This window comes from Roseivirga misakiensis, from assembly GCF_001747105.1.
In the GTDB taxonomy this organism is placed as follows: Bacteria; Bacteroidota; Bacteroidia; order Cytophagales; family Cyclobacteriaceae; genus Roseivirga; species Roseivirga misakiensis.
The window spans coordinates 1,142,768-1,163,048 of record NZ_MDGQ01000003.1; the positions used below are offsets into that span (position 1 = coordinate 1,142,768).

The 20,281-nt window shown below is 40.8% G+C and carries 18 protein-coding genes; 10 read left to right on the plus strand and 8 right to left on the minus strand.

Annotation, left to right across the window (positions count from 1 at the left end; translation table 11 throughout):
• Positions 1–17: 17 nt before the first annotated feature.
• Positions 18–2,537, minus strand: a complete 2,520-nt coding sequence (locus BFP71_RS05230) for a zinc-dependent metalloprotease (protein ID WP_069834372.1) — start codon at positions 2,535–2,537, stop codon at positions 18–20.
• Positions 2,538–2,651: 114 nt separating this feature from the next.
• On the opposite strand from BFP71_RS05230, the gene BFP71_RS05235 reads away from it, so the two are divergent.
• Positions 2,652–3,764 carry an NAD(P)/FAD-dependent oxidoreductase gene (locus BFP71_RS05235; RefSeq protein ID WP_069834373.1) on the plus strand — a complete coding sequence of 371 codons (1,113 nt, stop codon included), beginning with the start codon at positions 2,652–2,654 and terminating at the stop codon, positions 3,762–3,764.
• Here BFP71_RS05235 and BFP71_RS05240 read toward each other — a convergent pair.
• Positions 3,761–4,666 carry a UbiA family prenyltransferase gene (locus BFP71_RS05240; RefSeq protein WP_069834374.1) on the minus strand — a complete coding sequence of 302 codons (906 nt, stop codon included), beginning with the start codon at positions 4,664–4,666 and terminating at the stop codon, positions 3,761–3,763. The two genes, BFP71_RS05235 and BFP71_RS05240, sit on opposite strands and share 4 nt — an antisense overlap.
• Positions 4,667–4,716: 50 nt before the next feature.
• Here BFP71_RS05240 and BFP71_RS05245 point away from each other — a divergent pair, with 50 nt between their 5' ends.
• On the plus strand, positions 4,717–5,820 hold the full coding sequence (locus tag BFP71_RS05245) for a type III polyketide synthase (protein ID WP_069834375.1): 1,104 nt from the start codon (positions 4,717–4,719) through the stop codon (positions 5,818–5,820).
• Here the strand turns inward: BFP71_RS05245 and BFP71_RS05250 are convergent.
• The gene (locus BFP71_RS05250) at positions 5,817–6,272 is read right to left on the minus strand and encodes a hypothetical protein (RefSeq protein ID WP_141719679.1); all 456 of its coding nucleotides are present in this window, start codon (positions 6,270–6,272) and stop codon (positions 5,817–5,819) included. The two genes, BFP71_RS05245 and BFP71_RS05250, sit on opposite strands and share 4 nt — an antisense overlap.
• 45 nt (positions 6,273–6,317) lie before the next feature.
• On the opposite strand from BFP71_RS05250, the gene BFP71_RS05255 reads away from it, so the two are divergent.
• Entirely contained in the window at positions 6,318–7,016 is a 699-nt protein-coding gene (locus tag BFP71_RS05255; RefSeq protein WP_069834377.1) for a methyltransferase domain-containing protein, read from the plus strand.
• Here BFP71_RS05255 and BFP71_RS05260 read toward each other — a convergent pair.
• Together BFP71_RS05260 and BFP71_RS05265 are read right to left on the minus strand one after the other, a co-directional pair.
• Entirely contained in the window at positions 7,013–7,609 is a 597-nt protein-coding gene (locus BFP71_RS05260) for a nitroreductase family protein (protein WP_069834378.1), read from the minus strand. The two genes, BFP71_RS05255 and BFP71_RS05260, sit on opposite strands and share 4 nt — an antisense overlap.
• Before the next feature lie 3 nt (positions 7,610–7,612).
• Positions 7,613–9,871, minus strand: a complete 2,259-nt coding sequence (locus BFP71_RS05265) for a TonB-dependent receptor (protein WP_069834379.1) — start codon at positions 9,869–9,871, stop codon at positions 7,613–7,615.
• Positions 9,872–9,920: 49 nt separating this feature from the next.
• Here BFP71_RS05265 and BFP71_RS05270 point away from each other — a divergent pair, with 49 nt between their 5' ends.
• Complete coding sequence (locus tag BFP71_RS05270) at positions 9,921–10,250, plus strand: Rieske (2Fe-2S) protein (RefSeq protein ID WP_069834380.1); 330 nt, start codon at positions 9,921–9,923, stop codon at positions 10,248–10,250.
• Between the two features lie 38 nt (positions 10,251–10,288).
• The gene (locus BFP71_RS05275; RefSeq protein ID WP_069834381.1) at positions 10,289–11,524 is read left to right on the plus strand and encodes a DUF418 domain-containing protein; all 1,236 of its coding nucleotides are present in this window, start codon (positions 10,289–10,291) and stop codon (positions 11,522–11,524) included.
• Here the strand turns inward: BFP71_RS05275 and BFP71_RS05280 are convergent, their stop codons facing one another.
• Positions 11,525–12,508: an isoaspartyl peptidase/L-asparaginase family protein gene (locus tag BFP71_RS05280; protein WP_069834382.1), complete on the minus strand. Its 984-nt coding sequence runs from the start codon at positions 12,506–12,508 to the stop codon at positions 11,525–11,527.
• 95 nt (positions 12,509–12,603) lie between these two features.
• Here BFP71_RS05280 and BFP71_RS05285 point away from each other — a divergent pair, with 95 nt between their 5' ends.
• From BFP71_RS05285 to BFP71_RS05305, 5 genes are all read left to right on the plus strand, one after another.
• Positions 12,604–14,211, plus strand: coding sequence for a beta-N-acetylhexosaminidase (locus BFP71_RS05285; RefSeq protein ID WP_088124910.1), 1,608 nt, complete (start codon positions 12,604–12,606; stop codon positions 14,209–14,211).
• Between the two features lie 86 nt (positions 14,212–14,297).
• Positions 14,298–15,464 (plus strand): retropepsin-like aspartic protease, encoded by a 1,167-nt coding sequence (locus BFP71_RS05290; protein ID WP_069834384.1) that lies wholly within the window; start codon positions 14,298–14,300, stop codon positions 15,462–15,464.
• 50 nt (positions 15,465–15,514) lie between these two features.
• A complete protein-coding gene (locus BFP71_RS05295; protein ID WP_141719680.1) occupies positions 15,515–16,135 on the plus strand; it encodes a hypothetical protein in 621 nt (206 codons plus the stop codon).
• A 65-nt stretch (positions 16,136–16,200) separates the two neighbouring features.
• Complete coding sequence (locus tag BFP71_RS05300; protein ID WP_069834386.1) at positions 16,201–17,352, plus strand: hypothetical protein; 1,152 nt, start codon at positions 16,201–16,203, stop codon at positions 17,350–17,352.
• The gene (locus BFP71_RS05305; protein ID WP_069834387.1) at positions 17,349–17,714 is read left to right on the plus strand and encodes a YccF domain-containing protein; all 366 of its coding nucleotides are present in this window, start codon (positions 17,349–17,351) and stop codon (positions 17,712–17,714) included. The genes BFP71_RS05300 and BFP71_RS05305 overlap by 4 nt, the downstream gene beginning before the upstream one ends.
• A gap of 1 nt (position 17,715) precedes the next feature.
• Here the strand turns inward: BFP71_RS05305 and BFP71_RS05310 are convergent, their stop codons facing one another.
• Positions 17,716–17,925 carry a helix-turn-helix transcriptional regulator gene (locus BFP71_RS05310; RefSeq protein ID WP_069834388.1) on the minus strand — a complete coding sequence of 70 codons (210 nt, stop codon included), beginning with the start codon at positions 17,923–17,925 and terminating at the stop codon, positions 17,716–17,718.
• Positions 17,926–18,457: 532 nt separating this feature from the next.
• Positions 18,458–20,263 (minus strand): acyl-CoA dehydrogenase family protein, encoded by a 1,806-nt coding sequence (locus tag BFP71_RS05315; protein WP_069834389.1) that lies wholly within the window; start codon positions 20,261–20,263, stop codon positions 18,458–18,460.
• Between the last annotated feature and the right edge of the window lie 18 nt (positions 20,264–20,281).

The following is a 20,281-nucleotide window of genomic DNA, read 5'->3' on the forward strand; positions in this document are numbered from 1 at the left end:
TTTTATGCCATGACCGATTATTTCGGGTCAAGGATATTGTTAATTCTCTCTAATGCATCTTGTAAGTGAAGCTTAGACATTCTATCAGAAGTTCTCGGTATAGCCGCTCTTACTCTTGATTGAAGGGTCTTCAATTCTCCTCTTACTACAGGTCTAATATCAGACTGACTTGCATCTACACCTGGGCCAAAGAACTGTCTGAACTGAGCTGGTACTGGTGGCATTTCGCCAGTCATTAATAGCTCAAGACGCTCAATGTGTGCTCTTTGTAAGCTTCTTCTGTAGTTATCAATAGCACTGCCTCTTCTTAATTCAGACCAAATAGCATTTCTCACATCTGTGAAAAGCTCAGTCATTTTATAAGCATCGTTACCGTTTAACGCTTCATTTTCGATAAGCCTACCTAGCTTTCTCCATTCAAGCATTGAATTTAAAGCACGTACCTGACGACCTCTCATAGATTCAACAGCTCCAACTTCTTGAAGTCTACCAAGAATCTCTTTGTCCAACATCCATTTAGGTGTATTCCAAAGGTTGTCAGCGATAAACATTACTGCTTCTTTTTGTTTGGCTTTAGGGGCATGCGTATAAATCACACCGTCTTGATCGGCAGTTTTAGTTTCTTTTTTAACACCTCCTAAATAACTACCAACATGGCCCATGTATCGGTTAAATTGAGAACCTACTTCACCATACATTTCTCTAAGCTCGCTATAATCAGAACCCGGTGTATATGTCCAGTCCCGAAGGTTCGTTACGATACGCTTTAGGTTGGCAATACCATAAGCACTTGCCTTCATAGCATCGTCACCTAAATCTTCCGTCTGAGAAGTATAGTCGCCTTGGTTAAATCTGTATAACGGATCACCATTTTTCTCTTCTATCCACCTTCTCAAAGTAGGAAGCTCATCTTCAGGGCTATCAGCGTCCAAAATTGGTCGGTAACCCCATGCAATCGAATATTTATCATAAATACCTACGTTTGGCATAAGTGCTACACCCTCATCTTCAGGTTGTGCGATGTAGTTGAAACGCGCATAATCCATAATTGAAGGTGCTGTTCCCATACGTTTTGTAAACTCTGCAGATCTTAATGAATCTACTGGATAAGCATTACTAGAAGCAAAGTTGTGTGGTAAACCAAGCGTGTGTCCTACTTCATGAGAGGATACGAAACGAATCAACCTTGACATTACTTCATCATCAAACTCAGGGCTTTGAGCAGAAGGGTTGATTGCTGCCGTTTGAACGAAGAACCATCTTCTTAATAAAGTCATTACGTTGTGGTACCAGTTGATATCACTTTCCAAAATCTCACCAGAACGTGGATCACTTACGTGCGGTCCGTTAGCATTTGGAATTGGAGAAGCTAAGTATCTAACAGTAGAGTATCTTACATCTTCTGGGCTCCAATCCGGATCTTCTTCTGGGCTTGGTGCCTCTTTAGCGATAATCGCATCTTTGAAACCTGCTGCTTCAAATGCCACTTGCCAATCCTCTATACCATCTTTGATCGCTTGTACCCATTTCTTAGGTGTTGCTCTATCGATGTAGTATACAATTTGTTTCTTCGGTACAACTAACTCTCCTCTACGGAATTTCGCCTCGTCTTCCTCTTTAACTTCAAGTCTCCAACGGTCAAGATATCTGATCGTTTTTGATTGCTGTACGTCTAGTCCGTAATCCGTTGTTCCTCTTGCAAACCATCCAACTCTTTCGTCAAACAGTCTTCTTTGCATTGGCACTTCAGGAAGAAGAACCATAGAGTTACTCATTTCGACAGTAATAGAACCATCTGCTCTGCTCGAAGGAGAATTAGAAGCAAAATATGTTTTTACATGTCTTAATTCAATGTTTTCAGGGTAGCTACTTGCTCTTACCACGTATGATCTTGAGTTGTCAAGGCGTGTTACTCTATACTGTGTTCTGTTTCGCTGTGGTAAACCCAATGGCTTAACGTCATTTGTTAAGAGTGTTGAAACGTCAATAACTACACCTGACGAATCCTTAGATAAAGCCTTAATGTCATATGCTGCAAGAATTGGGTCGAGGTTAGAGTTACTTACCGCTTCGCTTATTGGAAGAGAGTCAGCCGCCGTAACGGTAGTCGAGATAATTTTTAATAAGATTTTATCTTGTACTCTTTCCCATCTCAACATTTGCGTATTCGTTTTTCCTCCACCGAAACCGATGCCTGAGGCTGTTTTTGCAATACGCGTTACCATTAACATATCTCTTCCGAGCATGTCGTTTGGAATTTCAAAGAAGTACTTCTTATCTATTTTATGAACGTTGAATAAACCTTCATCCGTTTTAGCCTCTTTTGTAATTACCTTGTCAAAAGGCTGAATTCCTCCTTTTTTAGGGGCTGGCTTTTTCTTAGCAGCTTGAGCTGCCTTTGCTGCTTGAGCCGCTTTTTCAGCAGCCTCTCTTTTCTTTCTTCTACTCTGAGCATCCGCTGGGTTAGCAGCAAACAACATGAAAGCAGAAAATAAACAGACAAAAAATGCTGTTGATCTTAAATTTCTAATTTTCATTTGGTTAGATTTTTGGAAAATTTGTGTTGTTATCGACCTATAAACTTAATTCAATTTTCTATCACCATTTAGCCTTTTATTTAAATGGTTAAATAAACCTTATAAACATCTGATTTGCAACAAATTACAATTATTGGTGGTGGTTTAGCGGGCTTAATTAGTTCCATTCTATTAGCTAGAAAAGGCTATGATGTAAGCCTCTTTGAAAAAAGAGCTTATCCGTATCATAAAGTTTGTGGTGAATACATTTCCAACGAAGTAAAGCCTTTTCTGGAAGCCAATAGTCTTTTCCCCGACAGATTTAACCCTTCTCAACTCAAAACCTTTCAGTTTACCTCTGTAAAAGGTAAAAGTTTTGAGCTTCCTCTAGACCTCGGCGGTTTTGGCATTAGTAGATACAATCTCGACTTATTCTTATATCAGCAGGCGCTGGAATCAGGTGTTTCTGTCTACACGAAATCTAGTGTAAACGAGGTAGCATTCGAAGGTGATGCATTTCATTTGAAAACAAGCCAAAAATCTTTTGAAAGCAGGGTTGTAATTGGTGCCTATGGCAAATCAGGGGTTCTGGACAAAAAACTCAGCCGTGGTTTTACCCATAAAAATGCTCCTTTCATTGGTGTTAAATATCATATTAAAACCGACTTCCCAACAGACAGGATCGCTTTGCATAATTTCAAAAGCGGCTACTGTGGAATAAGCGCTATCGAAGAAGATAAATTCAATCTATGCTATCTAGGAAGCAGGGAAATGCTCCGAAAATATGGCTCTGTCGAGGCGATGGAAGAAGGTTTAGTAAAACAGAACCCTTACCTAAAGCATATTTATGAGAATTCTGAATTTCTCTTCGAAAAGCCAGAAGTGATCAACGCCTTTTCTTTCGCTCCCAAAAAAACAGTCGAGCAGCACATACTCATGAGCGGCGATACAGCAGGTTTAATTACTCCGCTTTGTGGAAATGGTATGGCCATGGCCATTCACTCAGCAAAAATTTTATCTGATGCTATCGAAAAGCACTTCAAGGGAGACAACCTAAATCGTGCTTTATTGGAAAAAGAATACACTCAAAAGTGGCAAAGTACCTTTAGCAAAAGGTTGAGGGTAGGTCGTAATACGCAGAAGCTTTTTGGTTCAACAATCACCTCTGAAGTAGCTGTTTGGTTAATGAAAAACTCTAAAGCTTTTGCCTATCAAATCATGAAGAATACGCACGGCCAGCCTTTCTAGTATACCCCGGCCACTGATAAAACGTGCGAAGAATCTAGAAACAGGTATAAGAAAAAGGCTCCTAAACAGGAGGCCGAAATCCAATTTAGCCTCATCGTGTTGGTGTAATTAGCCTGACTATCATCCTTTAAGGTTTTTAAAAACCACCAAGTAAAATAGGTTACCACCGGCAACATAGCCCCTATAAATATGATGCTGTACTTTATATCAAAATAAGACTTGAAGTAGAAAAAGTAACCCAGACTGGCCAAACCAAAAAATACGCCCGTAAACATAAAAGTACCTTTGAGACCCAATTTTATAGACATAGTAATATCTCCTCTTTTCGCATCTTCCTCGTGCTGATAGATTTGCGTCATAGGATAGGAGCCCCAAAGTATAGCCGACGCTAGCAGGCCTGGAATAACTACATGTGGTTTAAATATTTGCGTAAAACTAAAGTCGTTTAGGCCAATAAAAACTAGCCAAACCACCCACGCCCCCTGAAAAAAGCCAGCGATTAGCCAGCTGATCACAGCGTACTTTTTGAGCCTTACCCAAGGGTGACTATATGCACGTGAAGCTAAGATATAAGCGATCAGCATGATGAGTAAAGTATAATTACCAGGAAAAAAGTAGAGGCAAAGCGCTAAGCCAAGCAAGTCAAAAAGCTGGGATAAATAAAAGAGGTTCTTATCTACTGGCGGAGGGTTTTTCAAACCACCTATACTCTTTTCGTCCTTATCGAAATAACTATTAAAAGCGTTACTCGCAGGGTAAATAAACAAATGCAATATCAAGAATGTCCAAATCAAAGATTCTTCGCTCAAGTTGGGGCTTATGGACAGAGCGAACAGATAAATAGGCAGTAGAAAGTAAGAGAAATGAATCCTTAGATGTAACCAATTAGACTTTTTGAACATAATACCAGATTTCCGGAAACAATTTAGTTTAAAAACCACTAATATAGGACGTGAGTTCTTCCATAATTGCCATCGGCACCGCCGTTCCAGAACATAAAATACCTCAGCCTGACGTATGTGAATTTATGGCCAAAGCCCACGGAATGTCGGGCAAAGACTTAAGCCGCCTGAAAGCACTATACCGTGCCACTGGAATTGAGCAACGTTATTCCGCTATTGCCGATTATGCCATCAAAAACCCAGAAAACAGGACATTTTATAGCCAAAACGATCGGCTTGACCCTTTTCCAACAACAAAAGAAAGGTCAGATTTTTATAAGCAAGAGGCGATCAAATTATCGGTACGGAGTGCCAAAAATTGCCTTGCCAATACCATGGTTAGCCTAAGCGAAATTACTCACCTCATTACCATCAGTTGTACTGGAATGTATGCACCTGGTTTGGACATTGATTTAGTCAATGAATTGGGGTTAAATAAAGATGTAGAAAGAACGAGTATCAACTTTATGGGCTGCTATGCAGCTTTTGTGGGCATTAAGTCAGCTCATGCTTTTTGTGCTGCTAACCCTTCGGCCAAAGTGCTTGTAGTGGCTACTGAACTTTGCACGCTTCACTTTCAGAATAAAACAGATGAGGAGACTTTAATTGCCAATGCCATTTTTGGTGATGGATCGGCAGCTGTTTTGGTGGGTAACAGTGGTGATAATCACAAGACAAGAAAATTGAAACCTCTTGCTTTTCACAATGAATTGTTTTCCGAAGGTGCTACTGAAATGGCTTGGGAAATTGGCAATCATGGATATGAAATGAAGCTCAGCGCTTATGTTCCCGACTTAATTGAGAAGGGTATCGCTGAGCTTGTAGGCAAACTCAAAGCAAAGGTTTCTGTTGATACGATTCAGCACTATGCTTTTCACCCCGGTGGCAAAAGAATTCTAGAGGTGATTGAAAAAGAGCTTCAACTTGATAAAACAGACGGCTGGGCTGGTAGAGAAGTGCTGAAAAACTATGGCAATATGTCTTCTCCAACAGTTCTTTTCGTGCTGAAAACTCTTCTGGATAACCTCGACGAAAAACAAGCCGGTGAAAAAGTATTATCTCTAGCTTTTGGTCCAGGACTCACAGTCGAATCTATGCTATTAGAAGTGGTTTAGTCTCTTTTGAAGGCTTCATTGAAAAGTAGGAATTTCCCCACATTGGGGTTTCCATTGAGCATCTGTTGTTTCTTCTGAAAAAACGCTTGGTTGGCTTTTAGTGAAAGCCCTCTACGGTTTGGATCTAGAAAATTATCGAACATGCGATTGCCTTGCGCATCTACAAATGGCTCTCTTTTATAATTAGAGCCCTTTTTTAGAAAAATAAAACTCCCCATTACCACAGCGCGATCGGGGTAGCTATTCTTCAATTCCTCCCTCATAATCTCTTCTTCCGTTGGCAAAAAGATATCCTTGCTCAATGGAAAATAGGCCATCGGATTCTTGTATTCTCGCATGACTTTAAGAATAAAATCTTGAGCCAATTCATTGGCACTTTTGGTTTGAGCATTTACCATTGCTGGTAACACCCAGAGGGCAAAAAGAATCGATATAAAGGGTAATCGTCTCACTATCCCTTAATTTAATCATTAAGTTTAAGACTAATTCAATTTTCAATGCGGTTTGACCACAGGGTATATGAAGAGGAGCTAATGGATGACCTTGATTCCGGAGGGGAGGTCATAGACCAAACGCTTCGTGAACTAGAAACCATTAACAAATGGCTTGGTGGAAATTATGTAACCATCAACGGAATTTTGCAATTACTCAAGGGCCATTCTCCTGAAAAACCACTAGTAATAGCTGACCTTGGCTGTGGTGGTGGAGATATTTTGAAATTAGTGGCCACTTGGGCAAAAAAGGCCAAGGTTCCAGTAGAACTTCATGGTTATGATGCCAACCCAAACATCATTAAATACGCAGAAGAGAACTGTGCTGAGTTTCCTGAGATAAGCTTCCACGTAGAAGATATTTTTAGTGAGGATTTTAAGCAAAACACTTACGATATCGTGCTGTGTACACTTTTTACTCATCATTTTACGGATAATCAGCTCATAAAAATCTTTCATCAGTTTAAAGAACAGGCCAAAAAAGGCGTGGTCATTAACGATCTACATCGGCATTGGTTAGCATATCACTCCATAAAGTTGCTTACACAACTATTTTCAAAATCGCCAATGGTGAAATACGATGCACCGCTATCAGTCCGGCGTTCGTTTAGAAGAAATGATCTGAAAAAGATTATGTCGGAAGCCGGCGTTAGCCAATTCTCTTTGAAATGGATGTGGGCTTTTCGATGGCAGCTTATTTTTTAAGCTTTCACCCAAGTCACTTTGTCGGCCATAGGCTTCCTTCTGCCTTGAGGCTTCTTGTCCATATTCACATTTCCGATATATAGAAACCCTAGCAACTTATCGGTTGGTTTTAAATTGAAAAAGGGCTTGGCCTCCTCATAATAGGTTACTCCACCCGACCCCCAATAACAGCCAATTTCGTGTGCGCTCGCCGTTAAATACATGTTTTGCACCGCCATGGCCACGGATGCAACTTCCTCAACCTCGGGAACCGATTCCTTTACATCTCTTGCCATACCGATCGCAATAATATGCGAACACAAGAAAGGCTTGGTGGCCAGTTTTTGAAATTTAGCCTCATCAAAGTTACCCTGTGCTGTACTCACTTTCTTATATAGCTCAGACTGAAATTCAGCCAATTTCTTGATGCCATCACCAGAAAAAACGACAAACCTCCATGGCTCAGTCAGCCGATGTGTTGGTGCCCAATTGGCGCTTTCTAGCATTTCCTCAATAATATGCTCTGCTACAGGCTCTCCAGTATACTGGGCAGGGTAAAGTGACCTTCTGTTCTGCAAAAGGTCCGCAACTTGTTGTGGGTCTAGTGGTGTCATTGATTAGTTGTTAAGCTTCAACTTAATTCCAAAATAGTAATTCTGATCAGCCGCGGGTTGAAAGTATCTTCTACCGAAGGCATTCAGGTCATTACCTAAACTATAGGAAACGTCTAAAAGGTTATCGATTCCCGCAAAAATTTCATAACGAGACCCATCTTTGAATCCTCCTTCATATCCAATCCGCAAGTTCAATAGATTGTAAGCATTTGAAAAAAATGTATTGCTATCGTTTAAAGGAATTGGGTCAGAATAGTGATAGGTGAGGTTAGCATAGAGCCCATTACTAAAACTTAAATCTGTTTGAATATTCACGACATGCGGTGCAGTTCCAGGCAAAGCATTTCCAGAAAAATCATCACCATCATCTATATAATCCTCAAACTCGAAATTATGATAAGTGTACGCTACCGTCGTATTCAGGTCGGCAATAGTTGAATTACTCGCCTTTATCCAATCCATCTTGGTGGCAAGCTCAAGCCCTGTTTGCCTTGTTTCCCCCGAATTTCTAAAGAGGACAACTCCATTCATATCAGTGAAGGTGGTAATGGCGTCTTGTAGCTCAAAATAGAATAATGATAAATCGAATGATAACTTATTTTTGAGTGCGGCTCCGCGAAAATTGAATTCATAATTCAATCCTTTTTCGGCTTGTAATGCGCTATTTAAGCTTCCCTCATTAGTTCTAACTTCGGTAGTTGTAGGTGGAGAAAATCCACTCATAACACTGAAATGGGCCGAAAAATCACTACCCAAATTTTTCGAAATCGCTAATCTTGGTGACCAAACTGCATCGAATTCTTTCAACAGACCTTGTGGGTTATTATTAATCTTGTCTATTGTCCGATCTATATCGTAAGAAAGTGAATTCCGGCTAAGCCCAACTGTTAGGTTCAACCCATCACTTACGTTGTAGCTCAGGTTTGTAAATAGAATACTCTGTTTTGACTCTATTTCATCCGCAAAACGAATGGTATCTGCTTGACCAGCTACATTCCCAAAGTTCTTCCCATCGAAAAACGATCGCTGATATTCGAAACCAGTAGACCAATTGGCGGGTTTACCGCCGATCATTAGGTCCTTATCAAAAAGTGTTCTGCCCGAAAAAACTTGTTGATTGTCCCTTTTGAAATCAAGAATAAAGGGGTTTTCAAATTTACTAGCGCTTAAACTCAGGTCCGTTGTGTTTTGCCAAGTCTTACTTATCACATACTCTTGCCCTACTTTGAACAAAAAGAGTTCATTGGCCACTGACGAGTTTCTTTCGATGCTATTAGGCCGTGATTGTCTCGGGTTTTCATCACGCTGATCTGGATTTAAGCCACCCGGAATTTCATAAAAAAGATCTGAATACAACAGTGAGGTAGATATTGTACGCTTCCTGTCGGGAAAGAATAAGCCATCGAACTCTAGTGTTTTCCGATCCATGGCATTATGCTCTCTGTAACCATCGCTTTTCTGCCTTGAAAATTTAAAAGTTAGGCTACTATTTTCTTTCAAAGTATTCATCCCTCCACTTAATCTCAATAGTCCATATGAGCCTGCTGTTGCACTGATTGTAGTCGCATTGGCTAAATCGGCCAGATTGGTGCTCTGAATTTTAATTACACCTCCATTTCCTGCTCCATAAATGCTCGCAGCTGGGCCTTTTATAATTTCTAGGCTTGATGTATTCGTTAAATCAAGGAGGTTTAGAAAGGTATTTCCACCAGGTTCGGTAAATGGAATTCCGTTCCAGTAGACTTTAACATTACGAACGCCAAAAGGCGAGCGAATCGAACTACCCCTAATTGACACCCTGTAACTAGCCGAAGCCCTTTGTTCAAACCTGACCCCTGGAATTGTATTGACCGCATTGACGAGCGATTGTTCATCAAACCTTTTCAAATTTCTGGAAGAAAGCTTCGCAATAGACCCTGCCTGCTTTTCGATGGATTCGTTTCTCAAAAAACCCTCCACTACGGCATCATTTAAGTTCTGCGCCGATCGCTTTAAAACGACAACCTTTCGAATACCGTTAGCCAATGTGATTTTCTGAGATTGATATCCCACAAATGATATGACCGCTTCACTGGCCTGGGCATTCTCTACGATTACTTCGCCCATGCTATTGCTCGTCAGCACCGTGGAGTCGGGGAGTAAAAGAACCGTAGCGCCATTCAATGGAGTCAGAAGCTCGTCTTTAATAATTAAGTCTTGAGAAAATAGTGCGGTAGCGGAAAAGCAAAGAAAAAGAACTAGGCAGATTATTGATTGACGCATTGACTAAATTGGCTGTTAAAATTTTGACACTAATATCGCTTATTAGACTATGAAACAAGGCCGTTTTAAGATTTTTAAAAGTAAGGCAGACTTGGAAAAAGTCTTTGAGTCTAACGCTATTCGAAGTGTTAAAATCGGAGACAGAAAGCTTTGTATCGCCAATAATAATGGCCGGTTCCATGCTTTTGAGGCATTATGCCCGCACCAAAGACACCCCTTGGTTACCGCTGAATTTAATGACTTTGGCGAGCTCATCTGCCCTCTGCATTCCTATCGGTTCAGCTTAACCACAGGCCAAGAAGTTTCGCAGCGCTGTGAAGCATTGGACATTTATCCGTTGGATGTGACCGACGAAGGCGTGTTCGTTAAACTTTATTAAGTTTTAATATTGCATAAGAATCAATAAATTTCCATTCCGTGGCAGTATCATCCAATCTTCTCAAACCTGTCGGTTCGCCCGAACGAATCGTACCAATGGATATTCTTCGCGGAGTCGCCGTTCTGGGCATCTTAGCCATGAATATCCAGAGTTTTGCTATGCCGAGTGCGGCTTATTCAAACCCAACTGCTTTTGAAAACTTGAAAGGTTATGATTTATGGGTCTGGGTACTGAGTCACGTATTCGCCGATCAAAAGTTTATGAGCATATTCTCTATGCTTTTCGGTGCTAGCATTATGATGTTGTCCCAAAAGGCGCGAAAAGAGAATTTGAGGTCCACTGAACTTCAAAACCGTCGGTTTATTTTCTTGGCGTTGATAGGGTTGGGCCATGCCTATTTTTTGTGGTACGGGGACATTCTTTTCGCCTATGCTGTTTGTGGATTCTTTATGTTTTCATTCAGAAATAAAAAGACCAAGGTCCAAATCAGAGCTGGTATCGCCTTGTTAGTGGTAGGGTCGTTGATCAGTCTCGTGATTGGCTACACTACGCCATACTGGGAGCCAGGTGAGCTAGAGCGTACCAAAATGGAAATTTGGACACCTGATAAAGAGAGCATTGCTGAAGAAATTGAGTTTTCTACTGGTTCTTGGGAACGACAGTTGCTCTTTAGGTCTGGACAGTCCTTTCAGATGCAAACAACTATATTCTTATTTGAGACTTTTTGGCGAGTTTCTGGTTTGATGCTTATCGGGATGGCACTCTTCAAACGCCGTGTGTTTAAAGGAAAGCAGGGCTCCCGATATTATGGCAAAATGATTGCCTATGGTTTGGGTGTTGGTCTATCTTTAGTAGTAATCGGACTTATACTTGACTTCCATTACAAATGGGACTTCCAATACAGTTTCTTTTTCTTCACGCAGCTCAATTATTGGGGTAGTGTTTTGATGGCCTTGGGTTACGTTGGTATCATTATGCTACTCACTAAAGATTCTACAAGAAGTTTTCTGGCCAAAAAAATAGCGGCCGTTGGGCGTACGGCTTTAAGTACTTATTTGCTCCAGTCTATTATCTGCGGATTTATTTTCTATGGTCACGGTTTAGGGCTCTTCGGGGACCTCGATCGTTCGGCACAAGCCGTACTTGTACTGGCTATTTGGGTATTTAACATCGCTTTTTCCAATATCTGGCTGAGTTATTTCAGATATGGTCCATTCGAATGGCTGTGGCGCTCTTTGTCCTATGGAAAGTTCCAGCCTCTCATGAAAGATTAATTACCCTTGGTAATATTCCGCATTAATGAGCTCTTCCTGATCCTCTGATTTTACGGCAAAATTGAACCCTTTGTGAATAGCATATGCTCCGTATTCACCGTCCTTACTCAAGGCAAGAAAGCCTACCTGTAGGTCTTTATAATTGTCTGGATATTTCCGTACAATACGTTCGACGGCCTGCTTACATGCCTCTCGCGGTGCCAGGCCTTGGCGCATTAGCTCTACAATCATATGAGCACCACAAATTTTAATAACAAACTCACCTAAGCCTGTCGCGGTAACAGCGCCTATTTCGTTATCGACGTAAAGCCCTGCTCCAATAATTGGTGAGTCTCCCACTCGGCCATGCATTTTCCAAGCGGCACCACTGGTAGTGCATGCGCCTGACAAGTTTCCGGCATCATCTAAGGCTACCATACCGATCGTATCGTGGTTTTCGATATTAATCTTCGGTTTATAGTCTTGGTTTTTTAGCCAGTTTTTCCATGCTTTTTCTGACTTTTCTGTCAGGAGGTTTTCTTCTTTAAAGCCCTTTTCCACGGCAAATTGACGCGCTCCCTCACCAACAAGCATCACGTGAGGTGTATCGTCCATCACCTTTCTAGCTACTGAAATGGGATGCTTTATATTCTGAAGAAAAGCTACAGATCCACAGTTCTCAAACTCATCCATGATGCAAGCATCCAAAGTCACCACGCCATCGCGATCAGGAAAACCACCAATACCAACGGTCGCATTATTAGGGTCAGCCTCCGTTACACGTACACCTTGCTCTACCGCATCTACGGCTCTACCTTTGGCCGAAAGTACTTGCCAAGCAGACTTATTAGCGTCTAAACCATGATTCCAAGTAGAAATAACAATCGGTTTTTTTACCGGCTTTTTCTGTGGTTCCGAAGCACAAGCCATGCTGCTAAAACCAGCTGTGGTTACCGCTAATCCACTAAAAATGGAGGATTTCAAGAATTTTCGTCTGTCTGCCATAGTTGTAGTTTGCCCTAAGTTATCGAAATCGACATTAAGTTTTTAACCGTTTATCAATGCATTTCATTTTTGATTCAAACTCGATATCTTCCGAAATGAAAAACCTATTTTTTGGACTAATCACCTCTTTAGTCCTGTTGAGTTGTCAGTCTGAAGCTCCAGAAGTTATTACCCCGCAGATTGTACCACAACCCCTCGAGCTTAATTACAACCTCAACAAGCATTTTTACCTGAATAGTCGGCCCATTCTATTGTCAGAAACTGAAAGTGCCGATAAGGCCATGGGCTTTTTGCACGATTACCTGAAATCAGCTGGCTGGTCGGCCGAACTGCATGAGTCTGGTAACGCACAAATTCATTTCAAATATAATGGCGAAATGCAGGGTGAGGCCTATGCCTTAAAAGTAGACCATGAGGGTGTGACTATTCGAGCCAATACCGATGTTGGGTTTTTCTACGGTGTGCAATCGTTGGTTCAAATGCTGCCTACAGATAAGCAAATTGCTGTTTTGCCTTATATGGCACTGCTCGACAAACCGCGGTTCAGTTGGAGGGGGCTGCACCTAGATGTGGGACGCCACTTTTATTCTGTAGACTTCATTAAGAAGTATATCGACCTGATGGCATTCTACAAATTGAATACTTTTCATTGGCACTTGACTGAAGATCAGGGGTGGAGGATCGAAATAAAGAAGTACCCTAAGCTTACGGCTGTGGGTAGTCAAAGAAAAGAGACAATCAAGGAGAAAAACTTCAACCCTTATATCGGTGATGGAAAACTTTATGGAGGTTTTTATACACAAGATGAGGTCAAAGAAATCGTTGCTTATGCTGCTGAGCGGCATGTCACTGTTGTACCTGAAATAGAAATGCCTGGGCACAGTCTGGCGGCGCTGGCGGCTTACCCCGAGTTAGGTTGTGGCCCTGGCCCTTATGAAGTGGGCACACGCTGGGGGGTGTATGAAGATATTTATTGCCCAAGTGAAAAGACTTTCGCGTTTTTGGAAGATGTATTGAAGGAAGTAATCGATTTATTTCCAGGTGATTACATACACATCGGGGGAGATGAGGCCCCAAAAGCTGTTTGGAAAAAAAGCAAGTTGGCCCAACAGGTTATCAAAAGAGAGGGTTTAAAGGATGAGTTTGAGTTGCAAAGTTATTTTATCAAACGCATTGAAAAGTTTTTGGTCAGCAAGGGTAAAAAATTGATCGGCTGGGATGAAATTTTAGAAGGAGGCCTGGCACCAGAGGCTACAGTAATGTCTTGGCGAGGGGAAAACGGGGGTATTGAAGCGGCGGAAAATGGGCACGATGTTGTCATGTCGCCCAATGCTGATATGTATTTCGATCATTATCAGGCCAACCCTGAAAATCAGCCATTGGCAATCGGCGGTTATACGACTTTGGAAAGTGTCTATCATTACGAACCTATTCCTGCAGCACTGGATAGCGAGCATCATAAACATGTACTTGGTGCGCAAGCAAATGTTTGGACAGAGTATATGAAAACTTCCGATTACGTGGAATACATGGCTTACCCTAGGGTAGTAGCACTTGCCGAAACCGTTTGGACAGATCCTGCGAAAAAAGATTGGGCTAGATTTCAAGAGAAAATGCAGCAGCAGTATAAACTTTTGGATGCTAGGGGTGTAAACTATTTTAACGCGGCCACGGATACTGTTAAAGTAGCGCCTAACGAATAGTTTTTTCTTAACGTGTGTTAACGGAGGTCCAAATAAGCAACCTGATGGCTTAATTTGGGTTTAATAATAGATTAAGATCAAAATTTATGCGTAACACTTTTTTCTTCCTGCTGCTATTTCTAAGCAGCATTGCCTATGCCAACGAGCCAATCGTCAGTTTTCCTTTCGAAATCCATTTAGGACACATATACATCAAAGCCAAGATCAATGATGGCAGAACAATCAATGTCGTTTTTGATACTGGGGCTGGTGCAAACCTTGCTAGTGAGGAAACGGCCGCAGAACTTGGTCTAAAAATTAGAGGATCCCAGATGATAAGTGGTGCTTCGGGTCCTGTATCGATTGACCGGTCTAGTGGGAATAAGCTTTTGTTAGGAGAAAGCCTAGAAATGAAAAATCAGACATTTCTGGTTATGAACCTTGATCATTTAGGTGATTCCGATTACCCTTTAGACGCACTGATCGGAGCAAATGTGCTGAGGCGATATGTGGTAGAATTGAATTTTGACGAAGGAATCATGAGTCTTTATAAAAACAAGGACTTTGATGTACCAGATGGTTATTCTAAAGAAAAGATTGATTTAAGACCCTATGGTATTCCGATCATCTCTGGGGATTTTAACTATGCCGAATCGAAGACTTTGACGGGTTCATATCTGGTGGATACGGGAGCGGCTTTATCCCTAAGAATGAATACGCCGCTGGTAAAATCTAACAAACTCATAGAAAATATAACCCCTAATTATGTGTACACCAGCCGTGCTTTAAACAACTCTTCGGACGACCATATAGGCAAACTAAAGGCCTACAAGGTTTTAGGGGAAACTTTTGAAGACATACCTATCCGCATGGCTACAGTTACCTCAGGTGTAAGTAGCTGGGATACGGTAGATGGTATTTTGGGGCTGGAAATCTTGAAGAGGTTCAACCTAATTTTTGACTACAGCCGAAATGCGATGTACTATCAAAAGAACTCGTTGTCAAACACGCCATTTCGAAATAATACTACTGGCCTGAAATTAAAGAAGTCTGGCGACTCGCTGGAGGTTGAGGCCATTATTGCAGGGTCGGCAGCCACCAAGGTCGATATTCAAATAGGGGATGAAATTGTGTCGGTTGACGGAAAAACGAAAATGACGCTTGACGAATTTAAAGCCTATGCCAACAACCGGAAAGCCGACATTTCACTTGAGATTTCGCGGAATGGCGAATCAAAAACGATCAGCATAAAACCTTTTTCAATGATAGATTAATTCTCGTTTTTCAGATATTAGTCTAAACGTGTTCTAAACTCACTTCTGCCATGAATAAAAAGGTTTACAAAAACTGCATTCTACTTTTATCTGCGTCCCTTTTGGTCTTCTTAAGCTGTGATAAAAGGAGCGAGGAGGAACGTTGGATGGCTGAAATTAGATATTTCATCATGACCCAGACCGATGATTTTAAGCATTATAAGGCCATTGATTTTGAGAAAATTGACGTGGACTTTTTAATGGCCAAAGGAGATATTCAAAAGTCACTTACCGTACTTCAAGACACTACACGCATTAAGCTGGGTTTTTATTCACGTATTGAAAACGCCAGCGATCAACTGATTACTGAGTTATCGGGAAAAGTGAATGGCCTTACCGTGGACGAAGTAGACGAATTTCAATTTCAAAATGCCAGACTAAACAAAGCACTTGCCGATCATTTTGACGAATTGCCTAAAGCCATTTTATCTGCCAACCAGAAACAAGAGATCGCTCTTACTGAACTCAATACCAGCCTTTCGGCCTATGGGCTTTCTATTTATAACATAAATCTAACCGATGGAGAAAACGTTTTTTACTATCACCGTTTTCAAATCAAAAACCAGTCTTACGAGGGCATTTTTGAATTAAATAAGAAGACACTAGAAGTCAGCTCTTTTAAAGAAATTTAGGATAGCCATTTTGAGCACTTCCTGTACTACTAATTAGTTATATTGATGTCTTTAAACACATCAACATGCTGAAGTTCACGCTCAAATTCCTTTTGGCAATAGCCCTTGTATCCAACAGTCTTTACTCTTTTCAGGGCAATACTGAATATAAGCTCGTTATAAGCGACTCCATTATTATTAACAAACTGGAAATTCTGCAGATAGCTGATTACAACCCTAAAACCAACAACTTTTTAGTTTATGGCACCACGTCAAAGAAGTGTTTAGAAATAGATTTTCAAGGAAACATTCTGAGCGAGGTAGACCTATCAGGTGAGGGGCCTGGCCACTTTGGAAGAGGTATGAGTGCTTTAGGGTATGTCGGTGATCATAAAGTAATAGAGGGTGCTGCTTCTTATATCTTTTTAGATAAGGACTGGAACTATCAAAATAAGTTTACGCCTGGTTCTGGTATGATTCCACTTGTCGGCTTACCCTATGACCTCACTGGCCTTATGCTCAATGGAAAGCCTACTGTTTTAAGGTATATCAATCAAAATTACTTTGGGTCGTTGGAATTAAAGAAAGGGCATTTCTTATCTGCTAAAATGATAGAGTCCTTTAATGGAGAATCAGAGAAAGCAGAGGGGCACCTTAATTACCCAAAAAACACTGTTTATCAGGATGAAGAAACCTATTATGATAGCCACCTTCCGAAGTTATCAATCAACAAATCCAATGGACTACTTTATGTTGCTTTACCATTAGAAAAAACGATTTACACCTATAACCCGAAAAAGGAATTCAACCTAGTGAATGAATTTCCAATTAAGCTCGAACGTTTTAAAGAGCCCGAAGGTATTCCATTCGGTGACCAACTTAAAAACCCAGGTCAGTACACGGGCCGAACTAATAGAAGAAACACGATACTTAGGATGACTAATAGTGCCATTTTAGATATTCATGCAGAGGGAAATACAATCATTATAGAGCACAAAACTGGTTTAAAAAAGTCGAAATATAATACTGCAAGACAGGCCAACCCCGATTATGTACGCCTGAATAAGTATATCACAACTTTTATAAAGAATGAAAAAGTGGTGCTTACTGTTGAAAAGCGTTTTAAACAGTTGGTTCGGATAGATGAAAATCGATTTATTACGCCCTATATAGCCGGTGAAGATGAGGAGTTGGATTACAATAAGTTCTATATCTATGAGTTAAAAAAGGCACAATGAATCTACTTGGTAACATTATTTGGATCGTGTTTGGGGGTTGGATGATTGCCCTCGAATATATTATTGGTGGCATTGCTTTATGCATGACTATAGTGGGCATACCGTTTGGCATACAGTGTTTTAAATTGGCCATATTGGGGTTTGCACCTTTCGGCCAGCGCATTGAGCCGGGTAGAAGTTTAAGTGGCTGTTTGTCCTTACCCTTGAATATAATCTGGTTGATATTTGGTGGTTTTTGGGTGTTTGTCACTCACCTGATTTGGGGAATTCTTTTCTCGATAACTATCATAGGTATCCCTTTTGGCGCCCAACACTTTAAGCTAGCTGGCTTGGCTTTCGCTCCTTTTGGGAGGGGGGTTTAGGTTATAGTTTTCTTCCCACCAACAACTCACGAATATCTACGTCAAGGGCTTCAGCGATATCTGATAGCATTTCAATTCGCGGCTGCATTTCATTGGTACACCACTTAGAAACAGTGGTTTTATTCACATCGAGCTTTTCTGCTAGCCAAAGATTGGTACGCTCGGTTTCAGCCAATACGGCCTTAATCCGGTTAAGTTTTTTACGTGACATTAGAGCTTGTTTACTCCAAATTATCAAATTCTAAACATCTATTAAGACTGCATTATTTGCTTTTAACGCACTTATTTTTCCCTTTAAGTATTTTAAGTTTGCTTTTAACTATTATTTCAAATACATTAGAACAACATTAAAGATGTTTAACGCAACTATAACTTTACCATATTATCGACTATTAGATATTTTATTCTTGTCACAGGGAATAAAATTTAGTGAATCATCAACTGATGATATATACGAAACTAGCCTTTCTTCTTAATAGAGCTTGTACCCATTCATAAACGATGAATCGTGTTTCCACACTTGGGTTGAAGAATGCAAAGATCGTGTGTACGTGTTTGGCGGGATCCAAACCGTTGATGTGTTTTGTGTTATAGGTGAAACGAGGTTAGTAGGGTTCTTTTGTGCACCCACAAGATAATTTTACTACCTCATCGCCTATACAACAAAGAAAAAAGCGAACCCCTATTCGGAGTTCGCTTTTTGTTTAGAGAGCTGATTTCGTCAGCTTTTCTTGTAACTGTACTTAGGCAAAGAAGTAAGGAAATTTTCCTTCTTTAATCATCGTATCAGCCACTTGTCTTCTTAATTCTTTGGTGTTCACCAAATCCATTTTCGTGAAGCGTTTTAAGCCCATTAACATAACTTTCTGCTCATCACCTTTGGTAAATGAGGCTATCGCTTCTTTAGCAGCGGCATTTATTCTATCCACCGCCTTGGTCATGTAAATTTGAGTCATGGCAATGTAGTCGGCACAGGCTTCTTCACCTCTTAGACTAATAAGCTTCTCTGTTCTGAGCATAGCGGATTCAACTGCATATATCTCGATTAAGATATCAGCTAGGTTCATCATTACTTCTTGCTCGTCCTCGATTTTGTCTTGTAAAGCCATGGCTGCTTTACCACCAACCATAAGGAATACTTTTTTCAGGTTTTTCAATACTTCTTTTTCAGCATTGAATAAAACCGATTTATCTATAGTAGAGAATGTAGGTACCGCGGTTAGTTCTTTAGAAACAGCCATAGCTGGTTCGAACATATCAAGTTCACCTTTCATTGCTCTTTTTAAGATCATACCGATCATGAGCATTCGGTTAATCTCATTAGTGCCTTCATATATACGGGCGATACGCGCATCTCTATAAGCTCTTTCCATTGGCGCATCTGCTGAGTAACCCATTCCACCGTACACCTGAACTCCTTGGTCGACCACGTAATCCAGCACTTCCGAGCTATGAATCTTACCGATCGCACATTCGATCGCAAATTGCTCAACTCCTTTAAGTTTTGCTTGAGCGTCGTCCATACCTGAAGCAACCAAGTCATTGATTTTGTCTTCGATATTTTGCCCAGCTCTGTAATCCAATGATTCGGTCACATAAACCTGAGTTGCCATTTCAGCCAGTTTGTGCTTTATAGCGCCAAAGCTTGAAATTGAAACGTCGAACTGCTTGCGCTCGTTGGCATATTGAGTGGCTTGAGAAATTACCGTTCTACATCCACCAAGAACTCCTGCACCAAGCTTAATTCTACCTATGTTCAGAATATTCACGGCGATCTTAAAACCGTTTTGCCTTTCCGAAAGCATATTCTCAACTGGAACTTCCGTATCATTGAAAAATACTTGACGAGTAGAAGAGCCTTTGATACCTAACTTCTTTTCTTCATCGTTCATGGTAATGCCGTTGAAGCTTTTCTCCACTATAAACGCTGTCAGGTTTTTGTCATCTTCAATTTTTGCGAACACTATAAATAGGTCTGCAAAACCAGCATTAGAAATCCACATTTTCTGACCTGTGATCTTATAATGTGAACCATCTTCTGATAAGACTGCTTTGGTTTTGCCCGAGTTGGCATCTGAACCTGCATCTGGCTCTGTTAGGCAGTAACATGCGGCCCATTCTCCCATGGCCAATTTTGGTAGGTATTTCTGCTTCTGCTCTTCGTTTCCATAGTAGAGGATCGGTAGTGTACCAATTCCAGTATGGGCCCCATAAGTAGTGGAGAAAGATCCAGCTGCTCCGATAATATCAGCGATCAACATACTCGTGTTGAAGCTCATACCCAAACCACCATAGTTTTCTGGAACAGAAATTCCTAAAAGACCAAGCTCACCTGCTTTTTTGAAAATGTTGGGAACCAAATCTGGCTCTTTCATAGAATCAATTCGATCGGCATTTGGATGAATCTCAGTATCTATGAAGTCTTGACACGCTTGTGCCATCATTTTTTGTTCTTCACTAAACTCTTCTGGAATGAAGACTTCTTGGGCACTTGTTTCTCTCACGAGAAATTCGCCTCCTTTAATTGACTGTTTTGTTTCTGTAGACATGTGTTTCTAATTTTTTAA